Origin of the sequence: Enterobacter sp. ECC-219 (assembly GCF_043966805.1) — a bacterium.
Lineage (GTDB): Bacteria > Pseudomonadota > Gammaproteobacteria > Enterobacterales > Enterobacteriaceae > Enterobacter > Enterobacter cloacae_N.
This window is the reverse complement of sequence record NZ_CP143680.1, coordinates 1,760,086-1,780,803: the sequence shown is the minus strand read 5'-3', so window position 1 is coordinate 1,780,803 and position 20,718 is coordinate 1,760,086. Positions and strand designations below refer to the sequence as shown.

22 protein-coding genes are annotated in these 20,718 nt (G+C 55.9%); 14 read left to right on the top strand and 8 right to left on the bottom strand.

Going from position 1 to position 20,718, the window contains the following annotated elements:
• Positions 1 to 216: 216 nt before the first annotated feature.
• The 6 genes from cyoA to V1603_RS08310 all read left to right on the top strand — a co-directional run bounded on the left by cyoA (position 217) and on the right by V1603_RS08310 (position 6,511).
• The gene (gene cyoA, locus V1603_RS08335; RefSeq protein WP_008503322.1) at positions 217 to 1,164 is read left to right on the top strand and encodes a cytochrome o ubiquinol oxidase subunit II; all 948 of its coding nucleotides are present in this window, start codon (positions 217 to 219) and stop codon (positions 1,162 to 1,164) included.
• A 16-nt stretch (positions 1,165 to 1,180) separates the two neighbouring features.
• Complete coding sequence (gene cyoB, locus V1603_RS08330; protein WP_116341615.1) at positions 1,181 to 3,172, top strand: cytochrome o ubiquinol oxidase subunit I; 1,992 nt, start codon at positions 1,181 to 1,183, stop codon at positions 3,170 to 3,172.
• Positions 3,162 to 3,776 (top strand): cytochrome o ubiquinol oxidase subunit III, encoded by a 615-nt coding sequence (locus tag V1603_RS08325; protein WP_003859057.1) that lies wholly within the window; start codon positions 3,162 to 3,164, stop codon positions 3,774 to 3,776. Before cyoB ends, V1603_RS08325 begins: the two co-directional genes overlap by 11 nt.
• On the top strand, positions 3,776 to 4,102 hold the full coding sequence (locus tag V1603_RS08320) for a cytochrome o ubiquinol oxidase subunit IV (RefSeq protein WP_006176899.1): 327 nt from the start codon (positions 3,776 to 3,778) through the stop codon (positions 4,100 to 4,102). The genes V1603_RS08325 and V1603_RS08320 overlap by 1 nt, the downstream gene beginning before the upstream one ends.
• 11 nt (positions 4,103 to 4,113) lie before the next feature.
• Entirely contained in the window at positions 4,114 to 5,001 is an 888-nt protein-coding gene (gene cyoE, locus V1603_RS08315; protein ID WP_061099044.1) for a heme o synthase, read from the top strand.
• Positions 5,002 to 5,149: 148 nt separating this feature from the next.
• Positions 5,150 to 6,511 carry an MFS transporter gene (locus V1603_RS08310; RefSeq protein WP_395313757.1) on the top strand — a complete coding sequence of 454 codons (1,362 nt, stop codon included), beginning with the start codon at positions 5,150 to 5,152 and terminating at the stop codon, positions 6,509 to 6,511.
• Between the two features lie 31 nt (positions 6,512 to 6,542).
• Here V1603_RS08310 and V1603_RS08305 read toward each other — a convergent pair whose 3' ends face one another.
• Entirely contained in the window at positions 6,543 to 7,034 is a 492-nt protein-coding gene (locus V1603_RS08305; protein ID WP_023334701.1) for a YajQ family cyclic di-GMP-binding protein, read from the bottom strand.
• Between the two features lie 121 nt (positions 7,035 to 7,155).
• Between V1603_RS08305 and panE the strand changes: the two genes are divergently transcribed.
• The gene (panE, locus tag V1603_RS08300; RefSeq protein WP_302220060.1) at positions 7,156 to 8,067 is read left to right on the top strand and encodes a 2-dehydropantoate 2-reductase; all 912 of its coding nucleotides are present in this window, start codon (positions 7,156 to 7,158) and stop codon (positions 8,065 to 8,067) included.
• Positions 8,030 to 8,620: a protein deglycase YajL gene (gene yajL / locus V1603_RS08295; RefSeq protein ID WP_395313756.1), complete on the top strand. Its 591-nt coding sequence runs from the start codon at positions 8,030 to 8,032 to the stop codon at positions 8,618 to 8,620. Before panE ends, yajL begins: the two co-directional genes overlap by 38 nt.
• A gap of 67 nt (positions 8,621 to 8,687) precedes the next feature.
• On the opposite strand, the gene thiI is transcribed toward yajL, so the two are convergent.
• Entirely contained in the window at positions 8,688 to 10,136 is a 1,449-nt protein-coding gene (thiI, locus tag V1603_RS08290) for a tRNA uracil 4-sulfurtransferase ThiI (RefSeq protein ID WP_116341623.1), read from the bottom strand.
• A 191-nt stretch (positions 10,137 to 10,327) separates the two neighbouring features.
• Here thiI and xseB point away from each other — a divergent pair, with 191 nt between their 5' ends.
• From xseB to V1603_RS08270, 4 genes are all read left to right on the top strand, one after another.
• Positions 10,328 to 10,570 carry an exodeoxyribonuclease VII small subunit gene (gene xseB / locus V1603_RS08285; protein ID WP_045909783.1) on the top strand — a complete coding sequence of 81 codons (243 nt, stop codon included), beginning with the start codon at positions 10,328 to 10,330 and terminating at the stop codon, positions 10,568 to 10,570.
• Complete coding sequence (gene ispA / locus V1603_RS08280) at positions 10,571 to 11,470, top strand: (2E,6E)-farnesyl diphosphate synthase (protein ID WP_116341625.1); 900 nt, start codon at positions 10,571 to 10,573, stop codon at positions 11,468 to 11,470. It abuts the gene before it with no gap.
• Positions 11,471 to 11,494: 24 nt separating this feature from the next.
• Entirely contained in the window at positions 11,495 to 13,357 is a 1,863-nt protein-coding gene (gene dxs, locus V1603_RS08275; RefSeq protein ID WP_116341627.1) for a 1-deoxy-D-xylulose-5-phosphate synthase, read from the top strand.
• A 63-nt stretch (positions 13,358 to 13,420) separates the two neighbouring features.
• Positions 13,421 to 14,395, top strand: a complete 975-nt coding sequence (locus V1603_RS08270; RefSeq protein ID WP_395313755.1) for an aldo/keto reductase — start codon at positions 13,421 to 13,423, stop codon at positions 14,393 to 14,395.
• Between the two features lie 73 nt (positions 14,396 to 14,468).
• Here V1603_RS08270 and thiL read toward each other — a convergent pair whose 3' ends face one another.
• The 5 genes from thiL to nrdR all read right to left on the bottom strand — a co-directional run bounded on the left by thiL (position 14,469) and on the right by nrdR (position 18,074).
• Complete coding sequence (gene thiL / locus V1603_RS08265; RefSeq protein WP_116341632.1) at positions 14,469 to 15,440, bottom strand: thiamine-phosphate kinase; 972 nt, start codon at positions 15,438 to 15,440, stop codon at positions 14,469 to 14,471.
• Positions 15,441 to 15,517: 77 nt separating this feature from the next.
• Positions 15,518 to 15,937, bottom strand: a complete 420-nt coding sequence (gene nusB, locus V1603_RS08260; RefSeq protein ID WP_006809908.1) for a transcription antitermination factor NusB — start codon at positions 15,935 to 15,937, stop codon at positions 15,518 to 15,520.
• Positions 15,938 to 15,958: 21 nt separating this feature from the next.
• On the bottom strand, positions 15,959 to 16,429 hold the full coding sequence (ribE, locus tag V1603_RS08255; RefSeq protein WP_006176874.1) for a 6,7-dimethyl-8-ribityllumazine synthase: 471 nt from the start codon (positions 16,427 to 16,429) through the stop codon (positions 15,959 to 15,961).
• Positions 16,430 to 16,516: 87 nt separating this feature from the next.
• Positions 16,517 to 17,620 carry a bifunctional diaminohydroxyphosphoribosylaminopyrimidine deaminase/5-amino-6-(5-phosphoribosylamino)uracil reductase RibD gene (gene ribD, locus V1603_RS08250; RefSeq protein ID WP_395313754.1) on the bottom strand — a complete coding sequence of 368 codons (1,104 nt, stop codon included), beginning with the start codon at positions 17,618 to 17,620 and terminating at the stop codon, positions 16,517 to 16,519.
• A gap of 4 nt (positions 17,621 to 17,624) precedes the next feature.
• Positions 17,625 to 18,074: a transcriptional regulator NrdR gene (gene nrdR, locus V1603_RS08245; protein WP_008503337.1), complete on the bottom strand. Its 450-nt coding sequence runs from the start codon at positions 18,072 to 18,074 to the stop codon at positions 17,625 to 17,627.
• 153 nt (positions 18,075 to 18,227) lie between these two features.
• Here nrdR and V1603_RS08240 point away from each other — a divergent pair, with 153 nt between their 5' ends.
• Together V1603_RS08240 and V1603_RS08235 are read left to right on the top strand one after the other, a co-directional pair.
• A complete protein-coding gene (locus V1603_RS08240) occupies positions 18,228 to 18,767 on the top strand; it encodes a DUF3251 domain-containing protein (RefSeq protein WP_395313753.1) in 540 nt (179 codons plus the stop codon).
• Positions 18,768 to 19,037: 270 nt separating this feature from the next.
• Complete coding sequence (locus V1603_RS08235) at positions 19,038 to 19,916, top strand: nucleoside-specific channel-forming protein Tsx (protein ID WP_116341805.1); 879 nt, start codon at positions 19,038 to 19,040, stop codon at positions 19,914 to 19,916.
• A gap of 120 nt (positions 19,917 to 20,036) precedes the next feature.
• On the opposite strand, the gene V1603_RS08230 is transcribed toward V1603_RS08235, so the two are convergent.
• A complete protein-coding gene (locus V1603_RS08230) occupies positions 20,037 to 20,717 on the bottom strand; it encodes a YafY family protein (protein WP_116341636.1) in 681 nt (226 codons plus the stop codon).
• Position 20,718 lies beyond the last annotated feature (1 nt).

Here is a 20,718-nt window from a genome sequence, read left to right as displayed (position 1 = left end):
TTTAGGGTATGCTTGGGGGTCCTTTCGTTATAAAGCCCATCTCATGCGGCTTCGGTCATAAAACCGACATAATCTGCAACACTTGTGACACGTGCGGCAGAACCCGGTAACACCTTCCTGACACAGGCCTAATGATGTTTACAGTAATGTAACCTTCCCGTAAAATGCCCGCACACTTTAAACGCCACCAGACTCCCGTGGAATTGAGGTCGTTAAATGAGACTCAGGAAATACAATAAAAGTTTGGGATGGTTGTCATTATTCGCAGGTACTGTATTACTCAGTGGCTGCGATTCTGCACTACTAGACCCCAAAGGACAGATTGGACTGGAACAACGTTCACTGATATTGACGGCTTTTGGCCTGATGTTGATTGTGGTTATTCCTGCCATTTTGATGGCTGTTGGTTTCGCCTGGAAGTATCGTGCGAGCAATAAAGATGCGAAGTATAGCCCGAACTGGTCACACTCCAATAAAGTGGAAGCTGTGGTCTGGACGGTGCCTATTCTGATCATCCTGTTCCTTGCCGTACTGACCTGGAAAACCACTCACGCACTTGAGCCAAGCAAGCCGCTGGTTCACGATGAAAAACCTATTACCATTGAAGTGGTCTCCATGGACTGGAAATGGTTCTTCATCTATCCAGAGCAGGGCATTGCTACCGTGAATGAAATCGCCTTCCCGGCGAACACTCCGGTTCAGTTCAAAGTGACCTCCAACTCCGTAATGAACTCCTTCTTCATCCCGCGTCTGGGTAGCCAGATTTACGCGATGGCCGGTATGCAGACGAACCTGCATCTGATCGCGAATGAAGCAGGCACCTACGATGGTATCTCCGCCAGCTATAGCGGCCCGGGCTTCTCAGGTATGAAGTTCAAAGCTATTGCGACGCCGGACCGTGCCGCTTTCGACCAGTGGGTTGAAAAAGCGAAGCAGTCTCCAAACACCATGTCTGACATGGCGGCGTTCGAAAAAGTGGCTGCACCTAGCGAATACAACAAGGTGGAGTACTTCTCTAACGTGAAACCTGATTTGTTCAAAGACGTTATTGGCAAATTTATGGATCACGGCAAGAGCATGGACATGACCCAGCCAGAAGGCGAGCACAGCGCGCATGAAGGTATGGAAGGCATGGACATGAGCCACGCGGAAACCGCTCACTAAGGGGCCGAGGAAGAAAATGTTCGGAAAATTGACACTGGATGCAGTGCCCTACCATGAACCGATTATCATGGTTACGGTGGCTGCAATTATCATTGGTGGCGCGGCCTTAGTTGGCCTGATCACTTACTTCGGTAAGTGGAGCTACCTGTGGAATGAGTGGCTGACTTCGGTTGACCACAAAAAACTCGGTATCATGTACTGCATCGTCGGTATCGTCATGTTAATTCGTGGCTTTGCGGATGCGATCATGATGCGTAGCCAGCAGGCACTCGCATCTGCGGGCGAAGCCGGCTTCCTGCCGCCGCACCACTACGATCAGATCTTTACCGCTCACGGCGTTATCATGATCTTCTTCGTGGCGATGCCGCTGGTAATCGGTCTGATGAACGTCGTCGTTCCGCTGCAAATTGGTGCGCGCGACGTGGCGTTCCCGTTCCTGAACAACCTGAGCTTCTGGTTCACCGTTGTCGGCGTTATCCTGGTTAACCTGTCACTGGGTGTGGGCGAATTCGCGCAGACCGGCTGGCTGGCGTACCCGCCGCTGTCGGGAATTGAGTACAGTCCGGGTGTCGGTGTTGACTACTGGATTTGGGCGCTTCAGCTCTCCGGTGTCGGTACGACCCTGACCGGTATCAACTTCTTCGTGACCATCCTGAAGATGCGTGCTCCTGGTATGACGATGTTCAAGATGCCGGTATTTACCTGGGCATCTCTGTGCGCCAACGTACTGATTATCGCATCGTTCCCAATTCTGACCGTCACCATCGCGCTGCTGACCCTGGACCGCTATCTGGGCACCCATTTCTTCACGAATGATATGGGTGGCAACATGATGATGTACATCAACCTGATTTGGGCCTGGGGTCACCCGGAAGTGTACATCCTGGTTCTGCCTGTCTTCGGTGTGTTCTCCGAAATCGCGGCAACCTTCTCGCGTAAACGCCTGTTTGGTTACACCTCTCTGGTGTGGGCAACCGTGTGTATTACCGTTCTGTCGTTCATCGTTTGGCTGCACCACTTCTTCACCATGGGTGCGGGCGCGAACGTAAACGCCTTCTTCGGTATCACCACCATGATTATCGCCATCCCTACCGGGGTGAAGATCTTCAACTGGCTGTTCACCATGTACCAGGGCCGTATCGTGTTCCACTCAGCAATGCTGTGGACCATCGGCTTCATCGTTACCTTCTCCGTAGGTGGGATGACCGGCGTACTGCTGGCGGTACCGGGCGCTGACTTCGTTCTGCACAACAGTCTGTTCCTGATTGCGCACTTCCATAACGTTATCATCGGCGGCGTGGTCTTCGGCTGCTTCGCTGGCGTAACCTACTGGTGGCCAAAAGCGTTCGGCTTCACGCTGAACGAAAAATGGGGTAAACGCGCGTTCTGGTTCTGGATCATTGGCTTCTTCGTGGCGTTTATGCCGCTGTACGTGCTGGGCTTCATGGGTATGACCCGTCGTCTGAGCCAGCAGATCGATCCGCAGTTCCACCCAATGCTGATGGTTGCAGCGGGCGGTGCAGCGCTGATTGCATGCGGTATTCTGTGCCAGCTGATTCAGTACTACGTGTCCATCCGCGACCGTAACCTGAACCGCGACCTGACCGGTGACCCATGGGGTGGCCGTACGCTGGAGTGGGCAACCTCTTCTCCACCGCCGTTCTATAACTTTGCCGTAGTGCCGCACATTCACGAGCGTGATGCCTTCTGGGAAATGAAAGAAAAAGGTGAAGCGTACAAGCAACCTGAGCATTACGAAGAAATCCATATGCCGAAAAACAGCGCTGCGGGCATCGTGATTGCCGCTTTCGCAACGGTATTTGGTTTCGCAATGATCTGGCACATCTGGTGGATGGCGATTGTTGGCTTTGCCGGCATCGTAATCAGCTGGATTGTGAAGAGCTTTGACGAGGACGTGGACTACTACGTACCAGTCCGTGAAGTTGAAAAGCTGGAAAATCAGCATTTCGACGAGATTTCTAAAGCGGGGCTGAAAAATGGCAACTGATACTCTGGCGCACTCAACTGCCCACGCGCATGAACATGCGCACCACGATACAGGACCGACGAAAGTCTTCGGTTTCTGGATCTACCTGATGAGCGACTGCATTCTGTTCTGCTGTCTGTTCGCGACCTATGCCGTTCTGGTGAACGGCACAGCGGGCGGCCCGACCGGCAAGGACATCTTTGAACTGCCGTTCGTTCTGGTTGAAACCGCACTGCTGTTATTCAGCTCCATCACCTACGGCATGGCGGCTATCGCCATGTACAAAAACAACAAGAGCCAGGTTGTCTCCTGGCTGGCGTTGACCTGGCTGTTTGGTGCTGGCTTTATCGGGATGGAAATCTATGAATTCCATCACCTGATTATGGAAGGCTTCGGCCCGGATCGCAGTGGCTTCCTGTCCGCGTTCTTCGCGCTGGTGGGTACCCACGGTCTGCACGTGACCTCGGGTCTGATCTGGATGGCAGTACTGATGTTCCAGATCTCCCGCCGCGGCCTGACCAGCACTAACCGTACCCGTATCATGTGCCTGAGCCTGTTCTGGCACTTCCTGGACGTGGTATGGATCTGTGTGTTCTCTGTTGTCTATCTGATGGGGGCGATGTAATGAGTCATTCTAACGATCATGGCGCTTCCCACGGCAGCGTAAAAACCTACATGACAGGTTTCATCCTGTCGATCATCCTGACGGTGATCCCGTTCTGGATGGTGATGAGCGGTTCTGCGTCCAAGCCGGTTATCCTGGGAGCAATCCTGGTAACCGCGGTGATTCAGATTCTGGTGCATCTGGTTTGCTTCCTGCACATGAACACCAAGTCCGATGAAGGCTGGAATATGACCGCCTTTATCTTTACCGTGATTATCATCGCTATCCTGGTAGTCGGTTCCATCTGGATTATGTGGAACCTCAACTACAACATGATGGTTCACTAAGAGCGGCGAGTATGTTTAAGCAATACCTGCAAGTAACGAAACCAGGCATCATCTTTGGCAACCTGATCTCCGTGATCGGAGGGTTCCTGCTGGCCTCTAAAGGCAGCATTGATTACGCCCTCTTTATCTCTACGCTGGTCGGTGTGTCACTGGTTGTTGCGTCCGGTTGTGTATTTAACAACTACATCGACATGGATATCGACAAGAAGATGGAAAGGACCAAAAATCGGGTGCTGGTTAAAGGCCTGATCGCCCCTTCCGTCTCGCTGGTGTACGCCACCTTGCTGGGTATTGCTGGCTTTATGCTGCTGTGGTTTGGTGCTAACCCGCTGGCCTGCTGGCTGGGGGTGATGGGGTTCGTGGTGTATGTAGGCGTCTACAGCCTGTATATGAAACGTCACTCCGTCTACGGCACGCTGATTGGTTCTCTCTCCGGCGCTGCGCCGCCGGTGATTGGCTACTGCGCGGTCACGAACGAGTTCGACAGCGGTGCGCTGATCCTGCTGGCTATCTTTAGCCTTTGGCAGATGCCGCACTCCTATGCCATCGCGATTTTCCGCTTTAAGGATTATCAGGCAGCGAACATCCCGGTTCTGCCGGTCGTGAAGGGCATTTCGGTTGCCAAGAACCACATCACGCTCTACATCATCGCTTTTGCCGTGGCAACGCTGATGCTCTCTCTGGGTGGCTACGCCGGGTATAAATATCTGGCGGTAGCGGCTGCGGTGAGCGTCTGGTGGCTCGGTATGGCCCTGCGCGGATACAAAGTGGAAGATGACAAAGTCTGGGCGCGCAAGCTGTTTGTGTTCTCTATCGTTGCTATCACTTCACTGTCCGTGATGATGTCCGTAGACTTTATGGTGCCGGATTCACATAACCTGCTGACTTACGTCTGGTAAGACTCGCAGGTGAATAAAAGGGTGCTTCGGCACCCTTTTTTATTCATCAAATCCATTAATAACGCATGTAATATTTGTTAAATAACCCTTTATTTACCCCGCCCCTTCCCCGCACTACACTATGGCCTGCTTTTGAACTGAGGTGGTAATGAACGATTATAAAATGACGCCAGGCGAGCTACGCGCGACCTGGGGCTTAGGGACTGTCTTCTCGCTACGGATGCTCGGCATGTTTATGGTCCTGCCTGTTCTGACCACGTACGGCATGGCGCTGCAGGGGGCCAGCGAGGCGCTGATTGGCCTGGCAATTGGTATTTACGGTCTTGCGCAGGCGATATTTCAAATCCCGTTTGGTCTGCTCTCCGATCGGGTGGGTCGAAAGCCGCTGATTGTCGGCGGTCTGCTTATTTTTGTTCTCGGTAGCGTCATTGCCGCCCTCTCCCACTCCATCTGGGGGATTATTCTTGGTCGCGCCCTCCAGGGCTCCGGCGCGATTGCCGCCGCCGTTATGGCGCTGCTGTCAGACCTTACACGCGAACAGAACCGCACGAAGGCGATGGCGTTTATCGGCGTGAGCTTTGGCGTCACCTTCGCGATTGCGATGGTGCTCGGTCCGATTATCACTCATACGCTCGGCCTGCACGCTCTGTTCTGGATGATTGCCGTGCTGGCGACCATCGGCATTGCCTTAACTCTGTGGGTCGTGCCGGACAGTAAAAACCACGTTCTGAACCGTGAGTCAGGCATGGTCAAAGGCTGCTTCAGCAAAGTGCTCGTTGAGCCACGCCTGCTCAAGCTGAATTTCGGCATTATGTGCCTGCACATTCTGCTGATGTCGACCTTTGTTGCCCTGCCCGGCCAGCTTGCCGCAGCGGGTTTCCCGGCCGCAGAGCACTGGAAAATCTATCTGGTCACGATGCTGATATCTTTTGTCTCCGTCGTGCCATTCATCATCTATGCCGAAGTGAAGCGCAAAATGAAGCGCGTCTTCGTGGGCTGCGTGGCGCTGCTGCTGATCGCCGAGATCGTGCTCTGGGGATCCGGCCCGCACTTCTGGGAGCTGGTTGCTGGCGTACAGCTGTTCTTCCTGGCGTTTAACCTGATGGAAGCGCTGCTGCCGTCGCTTATCAGCAAGGAGTCTCCTGCAGGTTACAAAGGCACGGCGATGGGTATCTACTCCACCAGCCAGTTTCTCGGCGTGGCGATCGGCGGCTCGCTCGGTGGCTGGGTCGACGGCCTGTTTGATTCACAAACCGTGTTTCTCGCGGGCGCGCTGCTGGCGACAGTCTGGCTGCTGGTCGCCAGCACCATGAAAGAGCCGCGCTATGTGAGCAGCCTGCGGGTAGAAATCCCGGATGATGTAGAAATCAGCGATGCGCTGAAGCAGCGTCTGGAAGCAAAAGAAGGCGTGACAGAGGTGTTCATTGTCCCGGAAGAGCGGAGCGCTTATGTCAAAATAGACAGCAAGGTGACCAACCGCTTTGAGGTCGAGCAGGCGCTCAAAGTCTAAAAAAAGCCCGGTTAAACCGGGCTTTTCAGTCTTAATCGCGGAAGTTTTTAAACTGGAACGGCTGCCCCAGATCGCCGCCGCGTACCAGCGCCATCACGGACTGCAGATCGTCGCGGGATTTACCGGTCACGCGAATTTCTTCGCCCTGGATCTGCGCCTGCACCTTCAGCTTGCTGTCTTTGATGAGCTTAACGATCTTCTTCTGCACCGCGCTCTCGATGCCCTGCTTGAGTTTGGCTTCCACAAACCAGTTCTTACCGCTGTGGACAAACTCTTCCGGCACGTCCAGAGATGTCCCTTCAATGCCGCGTTTTAACAGCTTGGCACGCAGAATATCGAGCAGCTGATTCACCTGGAAATCAGACTCGCTCAGCACCTTAATGGTCTTATTTGCGTCGTTCAGCTCAAACGACGCCTCAACGCCACGAAAATCGAAACGTGACTCAACTTCGCGGGTTGCGTTCTCAACGCCGTTGCGAACTTCCTGGATATCAACCTCGGAAACAATATCGAAAGATGGCATCTTTTCTTCTCCCTTCACTTTTGTTGCGTTGCATAATACCCGCTACGAGGCATAACTCAACAGAAGCTTAGCTGTATAATTAAGCTGTAACACCTGGCGCAGTTGCAGGTGAGGAGGAACAATGAAAATTACGGTGCTCGGATGCGGAGCGCTTGGTCAGCTGTGGCTGACCGCGCTGCGCAAGCACGGACATGAGGTTCAGGGCTGGCTGCGCGTGCCCCAGCCCTATTGCAGTGTCAACCTGATTGGTGAAGACGGAAGCATTTTTAACGAATCCCTCACCGCGAACGATCCTGATTTCCTGGCGCAAAGTGACCTCCTGCTGGTGACGCTCAAGGCGTGGCAGGTTTCAGACGCGGTAAAGACGCTGGCCGCGCAGCTCCCCCCCACGTCCCCCATTCTGCTCCTGCATAACGGTATGGGAACACTTGATGAGCTGAAAAGCGTCCCGCAGCCTCTGCTGATGGCGACCACCACCCACGCCGCGCGTCGCGACGGCAACATTATCGTGCATGTCGCCAGCGGCGTGACGCACATCGGCCCGGCCAGGACACAGGATGGCGACTACAGCTATCTCGCAGACGTGCTGCAGAAGGTTTTGCCGGACGTGGCATGGCATAACAACATTCGCCCTCAGCTGTGGCGTAAGCTTGCGGTAAACTGCGTGATCAACCCGCTGACGGCGCTGTGGAATTGCCCGAACGGTGAGCTGAAAAACCATCCGAAGGAGGTGGCGTCCCTGTGTGCGGAAGTCGCGTCGGTAATTGAGCGAGAAGGCCTGCACACCTCAGCAGAGGATTTGCGCTGTTACGTCGAGCAGGTGATTGAGAGTACGGCTGAGAACATCTCCTCAATGCTGCAGGACATTCGGGCATTACGCCACACGGAAATCGACTACATCACGGGATATCTGCTAAAGCGCGCCCGCGCGCACGGCATCGCCGTGCCGGAAAACGCCCGTCTGTATGACCTGGTTAAACGTAAGGAGAGTGAATATGAGCGCGTCAGCACTGATCTGCCTCGCCCCTGGTAGCGAAGAGATGGAAGCGGTCACCACCATTGATTTAATGGTACGTGGCGGCATTAAGGTCACCACCGCCAGCGTTGCCAGCGACGGCAGCCTGGCGATCACCTGTTCCCGAGGGGTGAAAATTCTGGCAGATGCACCGCTTGTTCAGGTTGCTGATGGCGATTACGACATCATCGTGCTGCCCGGTGGGCTCAAGGGCGCGGAATGTTTTCGCGACAGCCCGCTGCTGGTCGAGACCGTGCGTCAGTTTCATCAATCCGGCCGCATTGTCGCGGCAATCTGCGCTGCCGCAGGAACGGTGCTTATTCCGCACGACATTTTCCCCATCGGCAACATGACCGGCTTCCCGGGGCTGAAGGACACCATCCCGGAAGAGCATTGGGTGGATAAACGCGTCGTCTGGGACCCGCGCGTCAACCTGCTGACCAGCCAGGGGCCCGGCACCGCAATTGATTTTGGCTTAAAGATTATTGACCTGCTGGTCGGACGCGAGAAGGCCTACGAAGTGGCGTCATCGCTGGTGATGCCGGCGGGAATTTATAATTATTACGAATAGGTGTTCTCCCTCTCCCCGTGGGAGAGGGTCGGGGTGAGGGCAACAGGCCGCACTCCCCGACAAAACACTACGGGCGATACACCTTCACATTCGCAAAGCCCTGCTCGCGCAGATACAGCGCCTGCAGGCGGCTCATCACCCCACGCTCACACCACAGCAGATACGTTTTGCTCTGATCGAGGTCGCCAAATTTGGTGCTCAGCTTGTAGAACGGCAGCGAAACCACCTCCACCCCTTCCACCTGCAGCGGCTTGTCATCCTGCTCGTCAATGGAGCGGATATCCAGAATCGCATCGTTAGCGCCGAAACCGCTCACGGTTTCAACTTCAACCACTTCCTGCTCGGTCTGCTGGGCAATCTCGCGGATATCAATGTTGGACGCTTCCGCCACCACTTTTTCCAGAATGCTGAAGTCGAAATTCTCTTCTTCCGCTTCGATCTTCGCCTTCACCGCTTTCACCGTCGGGCTTTTTGAAATCACGCCGCAGTATTCCGGCATGGTACGGGCAAAATCTTCGGTGCCGATTTCGCGCGCCAGGTCGATGATGTGCTCTTTATCGTGGGAGATCAGCGGACGCAGGATCAGCGTATCAGACACGTTGTCGATCAGACGCAGGTTGGTCAGCGTCTGGCTGGAGACCTGACCCAGCGCTTCGCCGGTGACCAGCGCCTGCACGCCGTAGCGTTCCGCCACTTTGGACGCCGCACGCACCATCATGCGCTTCAGCACCACGCCCATCTGGCCGTCGTCCACTTTCTCAAGGATTTCACCGACCACAGGTTCGAAGTTGATCGCCACAAAACGCACGCGGTGGGAGCTGCCGAAGCGGTTCCACAGGTAATGCGCCACCTGACGAACGCCAATTTCGTGCGCCGCGCCGCCCAGGTTGAAGAAGCAATAGTGCACGCGGCAGCCGCGACGCATCAGCATATAGCTGGAGACGCCGGAGTCGAAGCCGCCGGAGATCAGGGACAATACGTCTTCCTGGGTGCCAATCGGGAAGCCGCCGATACCTTCATAGCGCCCTTTCACCAGTAGCAGGCGATCGTTTTCGATCTCCAGGTTCACGGTCACGTCCGGGTTGGTCAGACGTACGCGCGCCGTTTCAACGTGCTGGTTTAAACCGCCGCCGACATAACGTTCCACTTCAATGGAGCTGAATTCGTGCTTGCCGCGACGCTTCACGCGCACGCAGAAGGTTTTGCCTTCGATCTGATCGCGGTACTGGACCAGCGCTTTCTCGAAGATGTCGTGCATATCGCTGAACGGAACATCTTCCACTTCCAGGATATGGTGGATCCCCGGAATACGGGTCAGCGCGTCGCGAATATCCTGACGTTTGTTTTCGTCTTTGGCGCGCACTTCAACGTGGTCCCAATGGCGCACCACGGCGAGGGTTTCGTCGTAGTGCTTTAATACGTTACGAATGTTCCCGGTGAGAATTTTAATAAAGCGCAAACGCACAGATTGGCTTTTGATGGTGATTTCAGGGAACAATTTAATGATAAACTTCATGGCGGCAATGTTTCTTAGGCAAGCGTATTAAGGCTTGTAATGGAAAAGAGTACAGCAGCCCACACCCGTGGCTGCATCCAGGCGCGCAAGTATACCACCATCGCGCCGCTCCTGTGCACATTGCGCGTTATTTGATAATTGCCCTGAGTCCGTTACCATGTCGGGGCTGAGAATATAAGAGTCAATTCACTATGCCGAAGAAGAACGACGCACCGGCCAGTTTCGAAACTGCGCTGAGTGAACTGGAGCAAATCGTTACCCGTCTTGAGAGCGGCGATCTCCCGCTGGAAGAAGCGCTCAACGAATTCGAGCGCGGCGTGCAGCTGGCGCGCCAGGGGCAGGTCAAACTGCAGCAGGCCGAGCAGCGCGTGCAGATCCTGCTCTCCGACAGCGAAGAGGCGAAAACCACGCCTTTCACACCGGACGCCGAGTAAATGGATTTTGCCAACGAGCTTCAGGCGCGCGTCGTGCGCGCCAACGACGCCCTGCGCCGATTTATTGCGCCCCAGCCTTTTCAGAACACTCCACTGGTTGAAGCCATGCACTATGGCGCACTCTTGGGTGGAAAGCGCCTGCGCCCGTTTCTGGTGTACGCCACCGGCAATATGTTCGGTATCAGCGATAACACGCTGGACGCCCCGGCAGCCGCCGTTGAGTGCATCCACGCCTACTCGCTGATTCACGACGATCTTCCGGCGATGGATGACGACGATTTGCGTCGGGGTCAGCCAACCTGCCACATTAAGTTTGGCGAGGCGAATGCCATTCTGGCGGGTGATGCCCTGCAAACGCTGGCATTCTCCATACTGAGCGACGCGCCGATGGCAGAAGTGAGCGACCGCGACCGCCTGGCGATGATCTCCGAACTGGCGATGGCCAGCGGTGTGGCCGGCATGTGCGGCGGTCAGGCGCTGGATCTTGAAGCGGAAGGACGTCAGGTTAATCTGGAACAGCTGGAGCGTATTCACCGCCATAAGACGGGCGCGCTTATTCGTTCCGCCGTTCGCCTGGGCGCGCTGAGCGCGGGTGAGCAAGGGCGCAAAGCCCTGCCGATTCTGGACAGATACGCAGAAAGTATCGGTCTGGCATTCCAGGTTCAGGATGACATTCTGGATGTGGTGGGCGATACTGCAACATTGGGTAAACGTCAGGGTGCCGACCAGCAGCTTGGCAAAAGTACCTACCCCGCCCTGCTGGGACTTGAGCAAGCCCAACGTAAAGCCCGGGATCTGATTGACGATGCCCGCCGGTCGCTGAATGAGCTGGCCGCGCAATCGCTGGATACCTCGGCACTGGAAGCGCTAGCGGACTATATAATCCAGCGTAATAAATAAACTATATATCTCGATGAGCCTTTGATGAGTTTTGATATTGCCAAATACCCGACACTGGCGTTAGTTGACTCCACCCAGGAGTTACGTCTGTTGCCGAAAGAGAGCCTGCCGAAGCTGTGCGACGAGCTGCGTCGCTACCTGCTCGACAGCGTAAGCCGCTCCAGCGGCCATTTCGCCTCCGGGCTTGGCACGGTAGAGCTGACCGTGGCGCTGCACTACGTCTATAACACGCCGTTCGATCAGCTTATCTGGGACGTGGGCCACCAGGCCTATCCGCACAAAATTCTGACCGGACGTCGCGATAAAATTGGCACTATTCGCCAGAAAGGCGGCCTGCACCCCTTCCCGTGGCGCGGAGAGAGCGAGTATGACGTACTGAGCGTCGGCCACTCCTCGACCTCCATTTCTGCGGGCATCGGTATTGCCGTTGCCGCCGAAAAAGAGAACAAGCAACGCCGCACCGTCTGCGTGATTGGCGACGGTGCCATTACCGCCGGGATGGCCTTCGAGGCCATGAACCACGCGGGCGACATCAAGCCGGACATGCTGGTTATCCTTAACGATAACGAAATGTCGATCTCCGAAAACGTCGGCGCGCTGAACAACCATCTTGCGCAACTGCTTTCAGGCAAGCTCTACTCCTCGCTGCGCGAAGGCGGCAAAAAAGTTTTCTCCGGCGTACCGCCGATTAAAGAGCTGCTCAAGCGTACCGAAGAACACATCAAAGGTATGGTCGTACCGGGCACCCTGTTTGAAGAGCTTGGCTTTAACTATATTGGCCCGGTTGACGGCCATGACGTGCTGGGTCTGGTGACCACGCTCAAGAACATGCGCGACCTGAAAGGCCCGCAGTTCCTGCACATCATGACCAAAAAAGGGCGTGGCTACGAGCCGGCGGAAAAAGATCCGATCACCTTCCACGCGGTGCCGAAATTCGATCCGTCCAGCGGCTGTCTGCCAAAAAGCAGCGGCGGCATGCCGAGCTATTCCAAAATTTTCGGCGACTGGCTGTGCGAAACCGCAGCGAAAGACAACAAGCTGATGGCGATCACTCCGGCCATGCGTGAAGGCTCCGGCATGGTGGAGTTCTCCAGAAAATACCCTGACCAGTATTTCGACGTTGCTATTGCCGAGCAGCATGCGGTGACGTTTGCAGCTGGCCTGGCGATTGGCGGCTACAAGCCGGTTGTCGCTATCTATTCCACCTTCCTGCAGCGCGCCTACGATCAGGTTATCCACGACGTGGCCATCCAGAAGCTGCCGGTGCTGTTTGCTATCGACCGCGCGGGCATCGTCGGTGCCGATGGCCAGACGCACCAGGGCGCGTTCGATCTCTCCTTCCTGCGCTGTATCCCGGATATGGTTGTCATGACGCCAAGCGACGAGAACGAATGTCGTCAGATGCTGTTTACCGGCTACCACTATCAGGATGGCCCAAGCGCGGTTCGCTACCCGCGCGGCAATGCAGTGGGCGTCGAGCTGCTGCCGCTGGAAAAACTGCCGATCGGTAAAGGTCTGGTGAAGCGTCGCGGTGAGAAAGTGGCGATCCTGAACTTCGGCACGCTGATGCCGGAGGCGGCGAAAGCGGCTGAAACGCTGAACGCTACCCTGGTGGACATGCGCTTTGTGAAGCCGCTGGATGAGTCCCTGATCCTGAATATGGCTGAGACGCACGACGTGCTGGTTACGCTGGAAGAAAACGCCATTATGGGCGGCGCGGGCAGCGGCGTGAATGAGGTGCTGATGGCAAACCGTAAGGCCGTTCCTGTGCTAAACCTCGGCCTGCCGGACTACTTCATTCCGCAAGGTACCCAGGACGAAGCGCGCGCGGCGATTGGCCTGGACGCTGCCGGTATCGAAGCCAAAATCCGCAGCTGGCTGGCATAACCCCTCCCCCTTTTCTGCTCCTGCTATGCTTAAACCTCATGTTTAAAACAGCAGGAGCGGACCGTGCAATACACAACATTAGGAAAAACCGACCTTAGCGTTTCCCGGCTTTGCCTGGGCTGCATGACCTTTGGCGAGCCGGATCGGGGAAATCACGCCTGGACGCTGCCGGAAGAGAGCAGCCGCCCGATAATCAAACGCGCCATCGAGGGCGGCATTAACTTCTTTGACACCGCCAACAGCTACTCCGACGGCAGCAGCGAGGAGATTGTCGGCCGCGCCCTGCGCGATTTTGCCCGCCGGGATGACATCGTCGTTGCCACCAAGGTCTACTATCCAGTGGGCGACCTGGCTGAGGGCCTGTCTCGCGCGCAGATCCTGCGCTCCATTGATGACAGCCTCAGACGCCTGAACATGGAGTACGTCGACCTGCTGCAAATACACCGCTGGGATTACAACACGCCGATCGAGGAGACGCTTGAGGCGCTCAACGACGTGGTGAAAGCCGGTAAGGTACGCTATATCGGCGCATCGTCTATGCACGCGTCGCAGTTTGCTCAGGCGCTGGATCTCCAGGCGCAGCACGGATGGGCGCGCTTTGTCACCATGCAGGATCACTACAACCTGATCTACCGGGAAGAAGAACGCGAGATGCTGCCGCTGTGCCATCGGGAAGGCGTGGCGGTGATCCCGTGGAGCCCGCTGGCGCGCGGTCGATTAACCCGCCCGTGGGGAGAAACCACGGCTCGTCTGGTATCGGATGAAGTGGGAAAAAATCTTTATTCCGGTACCGAAGCCAGCGATGCGTTGATTGCCGAACGGTTAGCCGGAATTGCCGATGATACCGGCGCCACCCGCGCGCAGGTGGCGCTGGCTTGGCTGTTGGGCAAGCGCGGGGTTGCGGCACCGATTATCGGCACATCGCGGGAAGAACAGCTGGATGAGCTGCTGAATGCGGTTGATATCACGCTTACGCCGGAGCAGGTTGCCGAGCTGGAAACGCCGTATCAGCAGCATCCGGTGGTGGGGTTTAAATAAGCCCTCACCCTAACCCTCTAATCCGTAGGCCGGGTAAGGCGTAGCCGCCACCCGGCAATACAAAGGCACAAACTCACGCGAAGTGATCGTACCCTTTCCAGTCCAGCGTAACGGGCGCACCGTCTTTCACAAACTTCAGCCCTTCACTCTCTGGCATGATCTGACCGATACAGGTAAATTTCGCGCCGAGATGCGCTAACGCCACGTCCAGCGTTCCACGGTTCAGCTCAGGAACGGTGAAGCACAGCTCGTAATCCTCGCCGCCGGATAGCGCCCAGCGCAGCGCCTGCTCAGGCTCTACATGGCGAAGCAGTTGCTCAGACAGCGGGAAAAGATCCAGGTCAACGCGCGCGCCCACGCCGCTGGCCTTCAGGATATGCCCGAGGTCCGAGATCAGCCCGTCAGAGAGATCGATAGCCGAGCTGGCCCGCTCGCGCAGTGCCTGACCGTGCAGAATGCGCGGCGTTGGGCGAAGGTGGCGTTTCACCAGATATGCCGCATCGTCAGCGTCCTTCACGGTTAAGCGATCCTGAAGGATCGCCAGCCCTGCCGCGCTGTCTCCCGGCGTACCGGTCACATAGATCCAGTCGCCCGGTTTAGCGCCCGAGCGCTTCAGCGCGCGACCGAGCGGCACATAGCCGTGGATCGCCAGCGTCATAGACAGCGGCCCGGCAGTCGTATCGCCGCCAATCAGTTGCATATCGTAGTAGTTCAACTGCTCAAACAGCGCGTCGCTAAAGGCTTCCAGCCAGGCTTCATCCACCTCTGGTAGCGTCAGAGCCAGCGTCAGCCACGCGGGATCGGCTCCCATCGCCGCCAGATCGCTGACGTTCACCGCCAGGGCTTTATACGCCAGATCGGCAGGATCGATATCGGGCAAGAAATGACGTCCGCACACCAGGGTGTCGGTGCTGATTGCCAGCGTCTGCTTTTCAGGAATATTGAGAAGTGCACAGTCATCGCCAATGCCGGTTTCAACATCAAGACGAGAGGTTCTGACACGGTCGAAATAACGGGCAATCAGGGAGAATTCGCCGCATGCCATACGTTATGCCTCAGCAAATAAAAGAAAAAACCGGAGCCGCACTGCCCGTCAGGCAATGCAGGACTCCGGTTTGCGGATCACTTTTTGTGGGGACGGATCGCAGGTGCTGCTTTATCAAGTACGCCGTTAACAAACTTGTGGCTGTCTTCAGCGCCGAAGGTTTTCGCCAGTTCGATCGCTTCGTTGATGGCCACTTTGTACGGGACATCATCACGTTTAGACAGCTCAAACAGCGCGATACGCAACACTGCTTTTTCCACCTGGCCCAGCTCTTCGAGCAGACGGGACAGGTATGGCTTCATCAGGCCATCGAGATACGCGCTATTAGTCGCCACTCCCGACAGCAGTTCACGGAAGTACAGAACGTCAACGTCTTTCACGTCCTGTTCTGACAGGAACTGGTATTCAACATCAGCGATGTCGTTCTGGGACAACTGCCAGGAGTAAAGTGCCTGGACGGCACATTCACGGGCGCGGCGACGAGCAGCAGGTTTCACGGAATTCCCCTTACAAAAAAATCAGGCCTTGATGGCTTTCAATACATTGATCATTTCAAGCGCGGTCAGTGCAGCTTCTGCACCTTTGTTACCGGCTTTGGTGCCAGCACGTTCGATGGCTTGTTCAATACTTTCGGTGGTCAGCACGCCGAACGCCACAGGAATTTCAGCATCCTGCGCAACGTGTGCCAGACCGTTGCTTGCACCGCCCGCAACGTATTCGAAGTGCGCAGTGCCGCCACGAATAACAGTACCCAGCGCAATCACCGCGTCGTATTTACCGGTTTTCGCCAGCGCGCCCGCCGCCAGTGGCAGTTCATAAGCGCCTGGAACCCAAACAACGGTAATGTTGTCATCTTTAACCTGGCCGATACGTTTCAGGGCGTCAATCGCACCTTCCAGCAGGCTGTCGTTGATGAAGTTGTTGAAACGCGCAATGGTGATGGCGACGCGAGCGTCCGGGGTAGCTACAGCAGCTTCAATAATGTTCATACTCTTCCTTTACGGGTTCATTTGGCCCCGCAGGGGGGCGGATTTTATCATAATACTTTGCGCACTGCTTCCCTATTTCGGGAGCAATTACGCTGTCGTTAAATGGAGGCAGACATCCGGACCCACCGGACGAATCTCGCTGAATGTGAGTTGCGGTGCGTCGGCCAGTTTTTCAAGGCCGGGCAGCACAAACAGGCCGCGCGCGTCGTGACCTAACAGTTTAGGTGCAACGTAGACGAGCAGTTCATCCACCAGCCCCGCCTGAAGCAGCGCGCCGGCGAGCGTCGGGCCAGCTTCGACCCAGATGCTGTTCACCTGCTGCTTGCCGAGCAGCATCATCAGCACCACCAGATCCAGATGCCCGTTATGCTCCGGCACCATAACGCTGCGCACGCCTTCCGGCCAGTCGCGCGTATCTTCCATCGTGCGCGCAATCCAGGTTTCACCCGGCTGCTGGACGATGCGGTGCTGCGGCGTTACGCGGTTCTGGCTATCAATAACAATACGCAGCGGCTGACGCAGGTTCTCCTGCGGATAAAGCGCCTGGGTATCGGCATTCAGTTCATCCCAGCGCACGGTCATGGCCGGATCGTCAGCCAGGACCGTTTCACTGCTGGTGAGGATAGCATGGCTTTGCGCGCGCAGACGTTGCACATCGCGCCTTGCCTGTGGCGAAGTTACCCACTGGCTTTCGCCGTTTGCCATCGCCGTACGGCCGTCCAGCGAGGCGCCCAGCTTGAGCTGAATATACGGGAACCCTGTGCGCATGCGCTTCAGGAAGCCTCTGTTGAGGGCTTCAGCGTCCTGCATCATCAGCCCATGGCTGACGTCAATCCCTTCCTGCTGCAGGCGATACAGGCCGCGTCCGGCCACCTGCGGATTCGGGTCCTGCATCGATGCGACCACACGTGAAACGCCCGCAGCAATCAGCGCTTCACAGCACGGCGGCGTACGCCCGTGATGGCTGCAGGGCTCCAGCGTCACATAGGCAGTGGCGCCGCGCGCCTTCTCACCGGCCATGCGCAGCGCATGAACCTCCGCATGCGGCTCGCCTGCACGATAGTGAAACCCCTCCCCCACGATCTCGCCATCTTTCACGATAACGCACCCGACGTTCGGGTTGGGATGGGTGGTAAAACGACCGCGCTGCGCCAGCTTCATGGCTCGCGCCATGTACATCTCATCGTGCATGAGCTTAATCCTGTAAGCGGGCGATCTCTTCGCCAAACTCTTTGATGTCTTCGAAGCTGCGGTAGACCGAAGCGAAGCGGATATAGGCGACCTTATCGAGCTTTTTCAACTGCTCCATCACCAGGTTGCCGATCATTTTGCTCGGCACTTCACGCTCGCCAAGGCCTCGCAGGTAAGATTTAATGTGGTTTAGCGCCATTTCGACGTCATCCGCGCTGACGGGCCGTTTTTCGAGGGCCTTCAGCATTCCGCTGCGCAGTTTCTCTTCATTAAACGGCTCGCGCACGTCGTTACTTTTTACCACGCGCGGCATTACCAGTTCTGCAACCTCAAAGGTCGTGAAACGCTCGTTGCACACCAGACACTGCCGACGACGGCGCACTGAAGACCCTTCGCCCACAAGACGAGAGTCGATGACTTTGGTATCCACAGCGGAGCAGAATGGGCAATGCATACGGTATCCCTGTTATCTGGTTAACTGATTTTCATTTTACCCTGATCTGGCCTGACAACAAAGGAAGAGCTTTTTTGAGACAAAGGATCTATGTCTGGCGACGCGTTGCTGGCTACCATTATGGGGATCCGTTATTTCAAGGAAATAAACGCTATGACAAGACGTTACCTGAGAATTTTACTGGTGGGGAGCCTCTTCACCCTCAGTGCCTGTGCACAGCAAACCGAAGTCCGTCAGATGAAACAAAGCGTGAATACGCTCAACACGGCGATGGACAAACTGAACAAAGAAACGGTGAAGATCACCCAGCAAAACGCGCTGAACGCCAAATCCACCAGCGGGGTGTACCTGCTGCCGGGGGCAAACACGCCTGCTCTGCTCAACAGCCAGATTGGCACGCTGAAAATGTCGCTGGTGAACGTGGCGGCGAATGCGGATGGTACGCGCGCAACATTGCGTATTCATGGCGAATCTAACGATCCGCTGCCAGCCTTTAGCGGTACCGTCGAATGGGGACAGATCCAGGGCACCACGGAGAATTACCAGGAGGTGAATGTGAAGAATCAGCTGTTCACCGCTCCGGCCAGCGTGTTAGCGCCCAGCGATGTGGATATTCCGCTTCAGTTAAGCGGCCTTACGCCTGATCAGTTAGGCTTTATCCGCATTCACGATATCCAACCCGCCGCGCAGTAATCCCCTCCTTTTGAGCGGAGTGAAATGTCACTCCGCTAACATTTACATTTCGTATGGATTGGCAACAGAAATGATTGCCGCTACAATCCCGGCCGTTTAAAGTACGCAAACGTGAACGCAATCGATTACGTGTGTGAGAGATATGTGAAACAACACATATTTTTGTGAGCAGGGATTCCTATAATAGGCACCGCAGAAACACGAAATATTTAGAAACGCAATTCGCGCATTTTTCACTCCCGGAAGGGAATTTCAATCAGTGGCATGATTATGAAAAAAACATTACTCGCAGCCGGTGCAGTTCTGGCACTTTCCTCCTCTTTCACTGTTAACGCAGCGGAAAACGAGAAACCACAATACCTCTCCGACTGGTGGCACCAGAGCGTTAACGTGGTAGGCAGCTACCACACCCGTTTCGGACCACAGATCCGCAACGATACCTACCTGGAATACGAAGCATTCGCCAAGAAAGACTGGTTTGATTTCTATGGCTATATGGATGCACCGGTCTTCTTCGGTGGTAACTCTCAGGCTAAAGGTATCTGGAACCACGGTTCCCCACTGTTCATGGAGATCGAACCGCGCTTCTCCATCGACAAGCTGACCGGCACCAATCTGAGCTTCGGTCCGTTTAAAGAGTGGTACTTCGCGAACAACTATATCTACGACATGGGCCGCAACGAGTCTGGTCGTCAGAGCACCTGGTATATGGGTCTGGGTACCGACATCGACACGGGCCTGCCAATGAGCCTGTCCCTGAACGTATACGCGAAATATCAGTGGCAGAACTACGGTGCTGAAAACCAGAACGAGTGGGATGGCTACCGTTTCAAAGTGAAATACTTTGTTCCAATTACCCAACTCTGGGGCGGTAACCTGAGCTACATCGGCTTCACCAACTTCGACTGGGGTTCAGATCTGGGCGATAAGAGCGGTTACGCAGAGAACGGTATTAAGCAGCGTACCAATGACTCCATCGCCTCCAGTCACATCCTGGCGCTGAACTACGATCACTGGCACTACTCTGTTGTGGCACGTTACTGGCACAACGGCGGCCAGTGGAACGACGACGCTAAACTGGTATGGATGAACGAACACGTCCGTTCTACCGGTTGGGGTGGTTACCTGGTCGTGGGTTACAACTTCTAATCAGTGCGGGACCGTGCGGGCTGATGCCCTCACCCTGACCCTCTCCCAAAGGGAGAGGGAACAAATACTAAAAACGGCAACACACGTTGCCGTTTTGCTTTTACCTCGCCACCCGGCTTTTTACTGCCTCACCTTCCGCAAAAAATCCGCCAAAGACCTGTCCGCACTCTCGCTGAACCGCCTCTCCGTCTGCACAATATTGAGACACCGGTCGAGCCGAAAACAGCGGTAGTCATCGCGCCGTTCACACCACGCCGCAAGCAGCCAGCGCTCCCCCCAGAAGAACAAGCCCAGCGGCTGAACCTCTCGTTTTGAGAGCTGCCCGGCTTCATCACGATAATGCAGCGCCAATACGCGCTGGGCGGAAATCGCCTGATGGATCATGTCAAAATCGCTGCGGGAGTGGCTTTGCATGCAAAAATCCGGGGCGTAGATCCGCGTCTGCTCCGCCTTTCGACGGTTCTCCTCGGGCAGGATAGCCAGCACCTTCTCCTGGGCCGATTCCAGCTCGCGCGACAGCGATTCACCTCCCCAGGTTTTGAGCAGGCGAATCGCGACCATCAGCGCTTCGGATTCTTTATTTGTCAGCATCAGCGGCGGCAGATCAAAACCCGACATTAGCCGATATCCACTTCCTGCCTCGCCTTCCACCGGCACGCCGGAAAGCGACAGGTCGCGGATATCGCGGTAGACCGTGCGCTCGGACACGCCAAGCCGGTCCGCCAGATGCGCTGCCGTTGTCAGACGCCTGCCCCGCAGGATCTGCACAATCTGAAACAAACGGTCAGCGCGTCGGGTCATA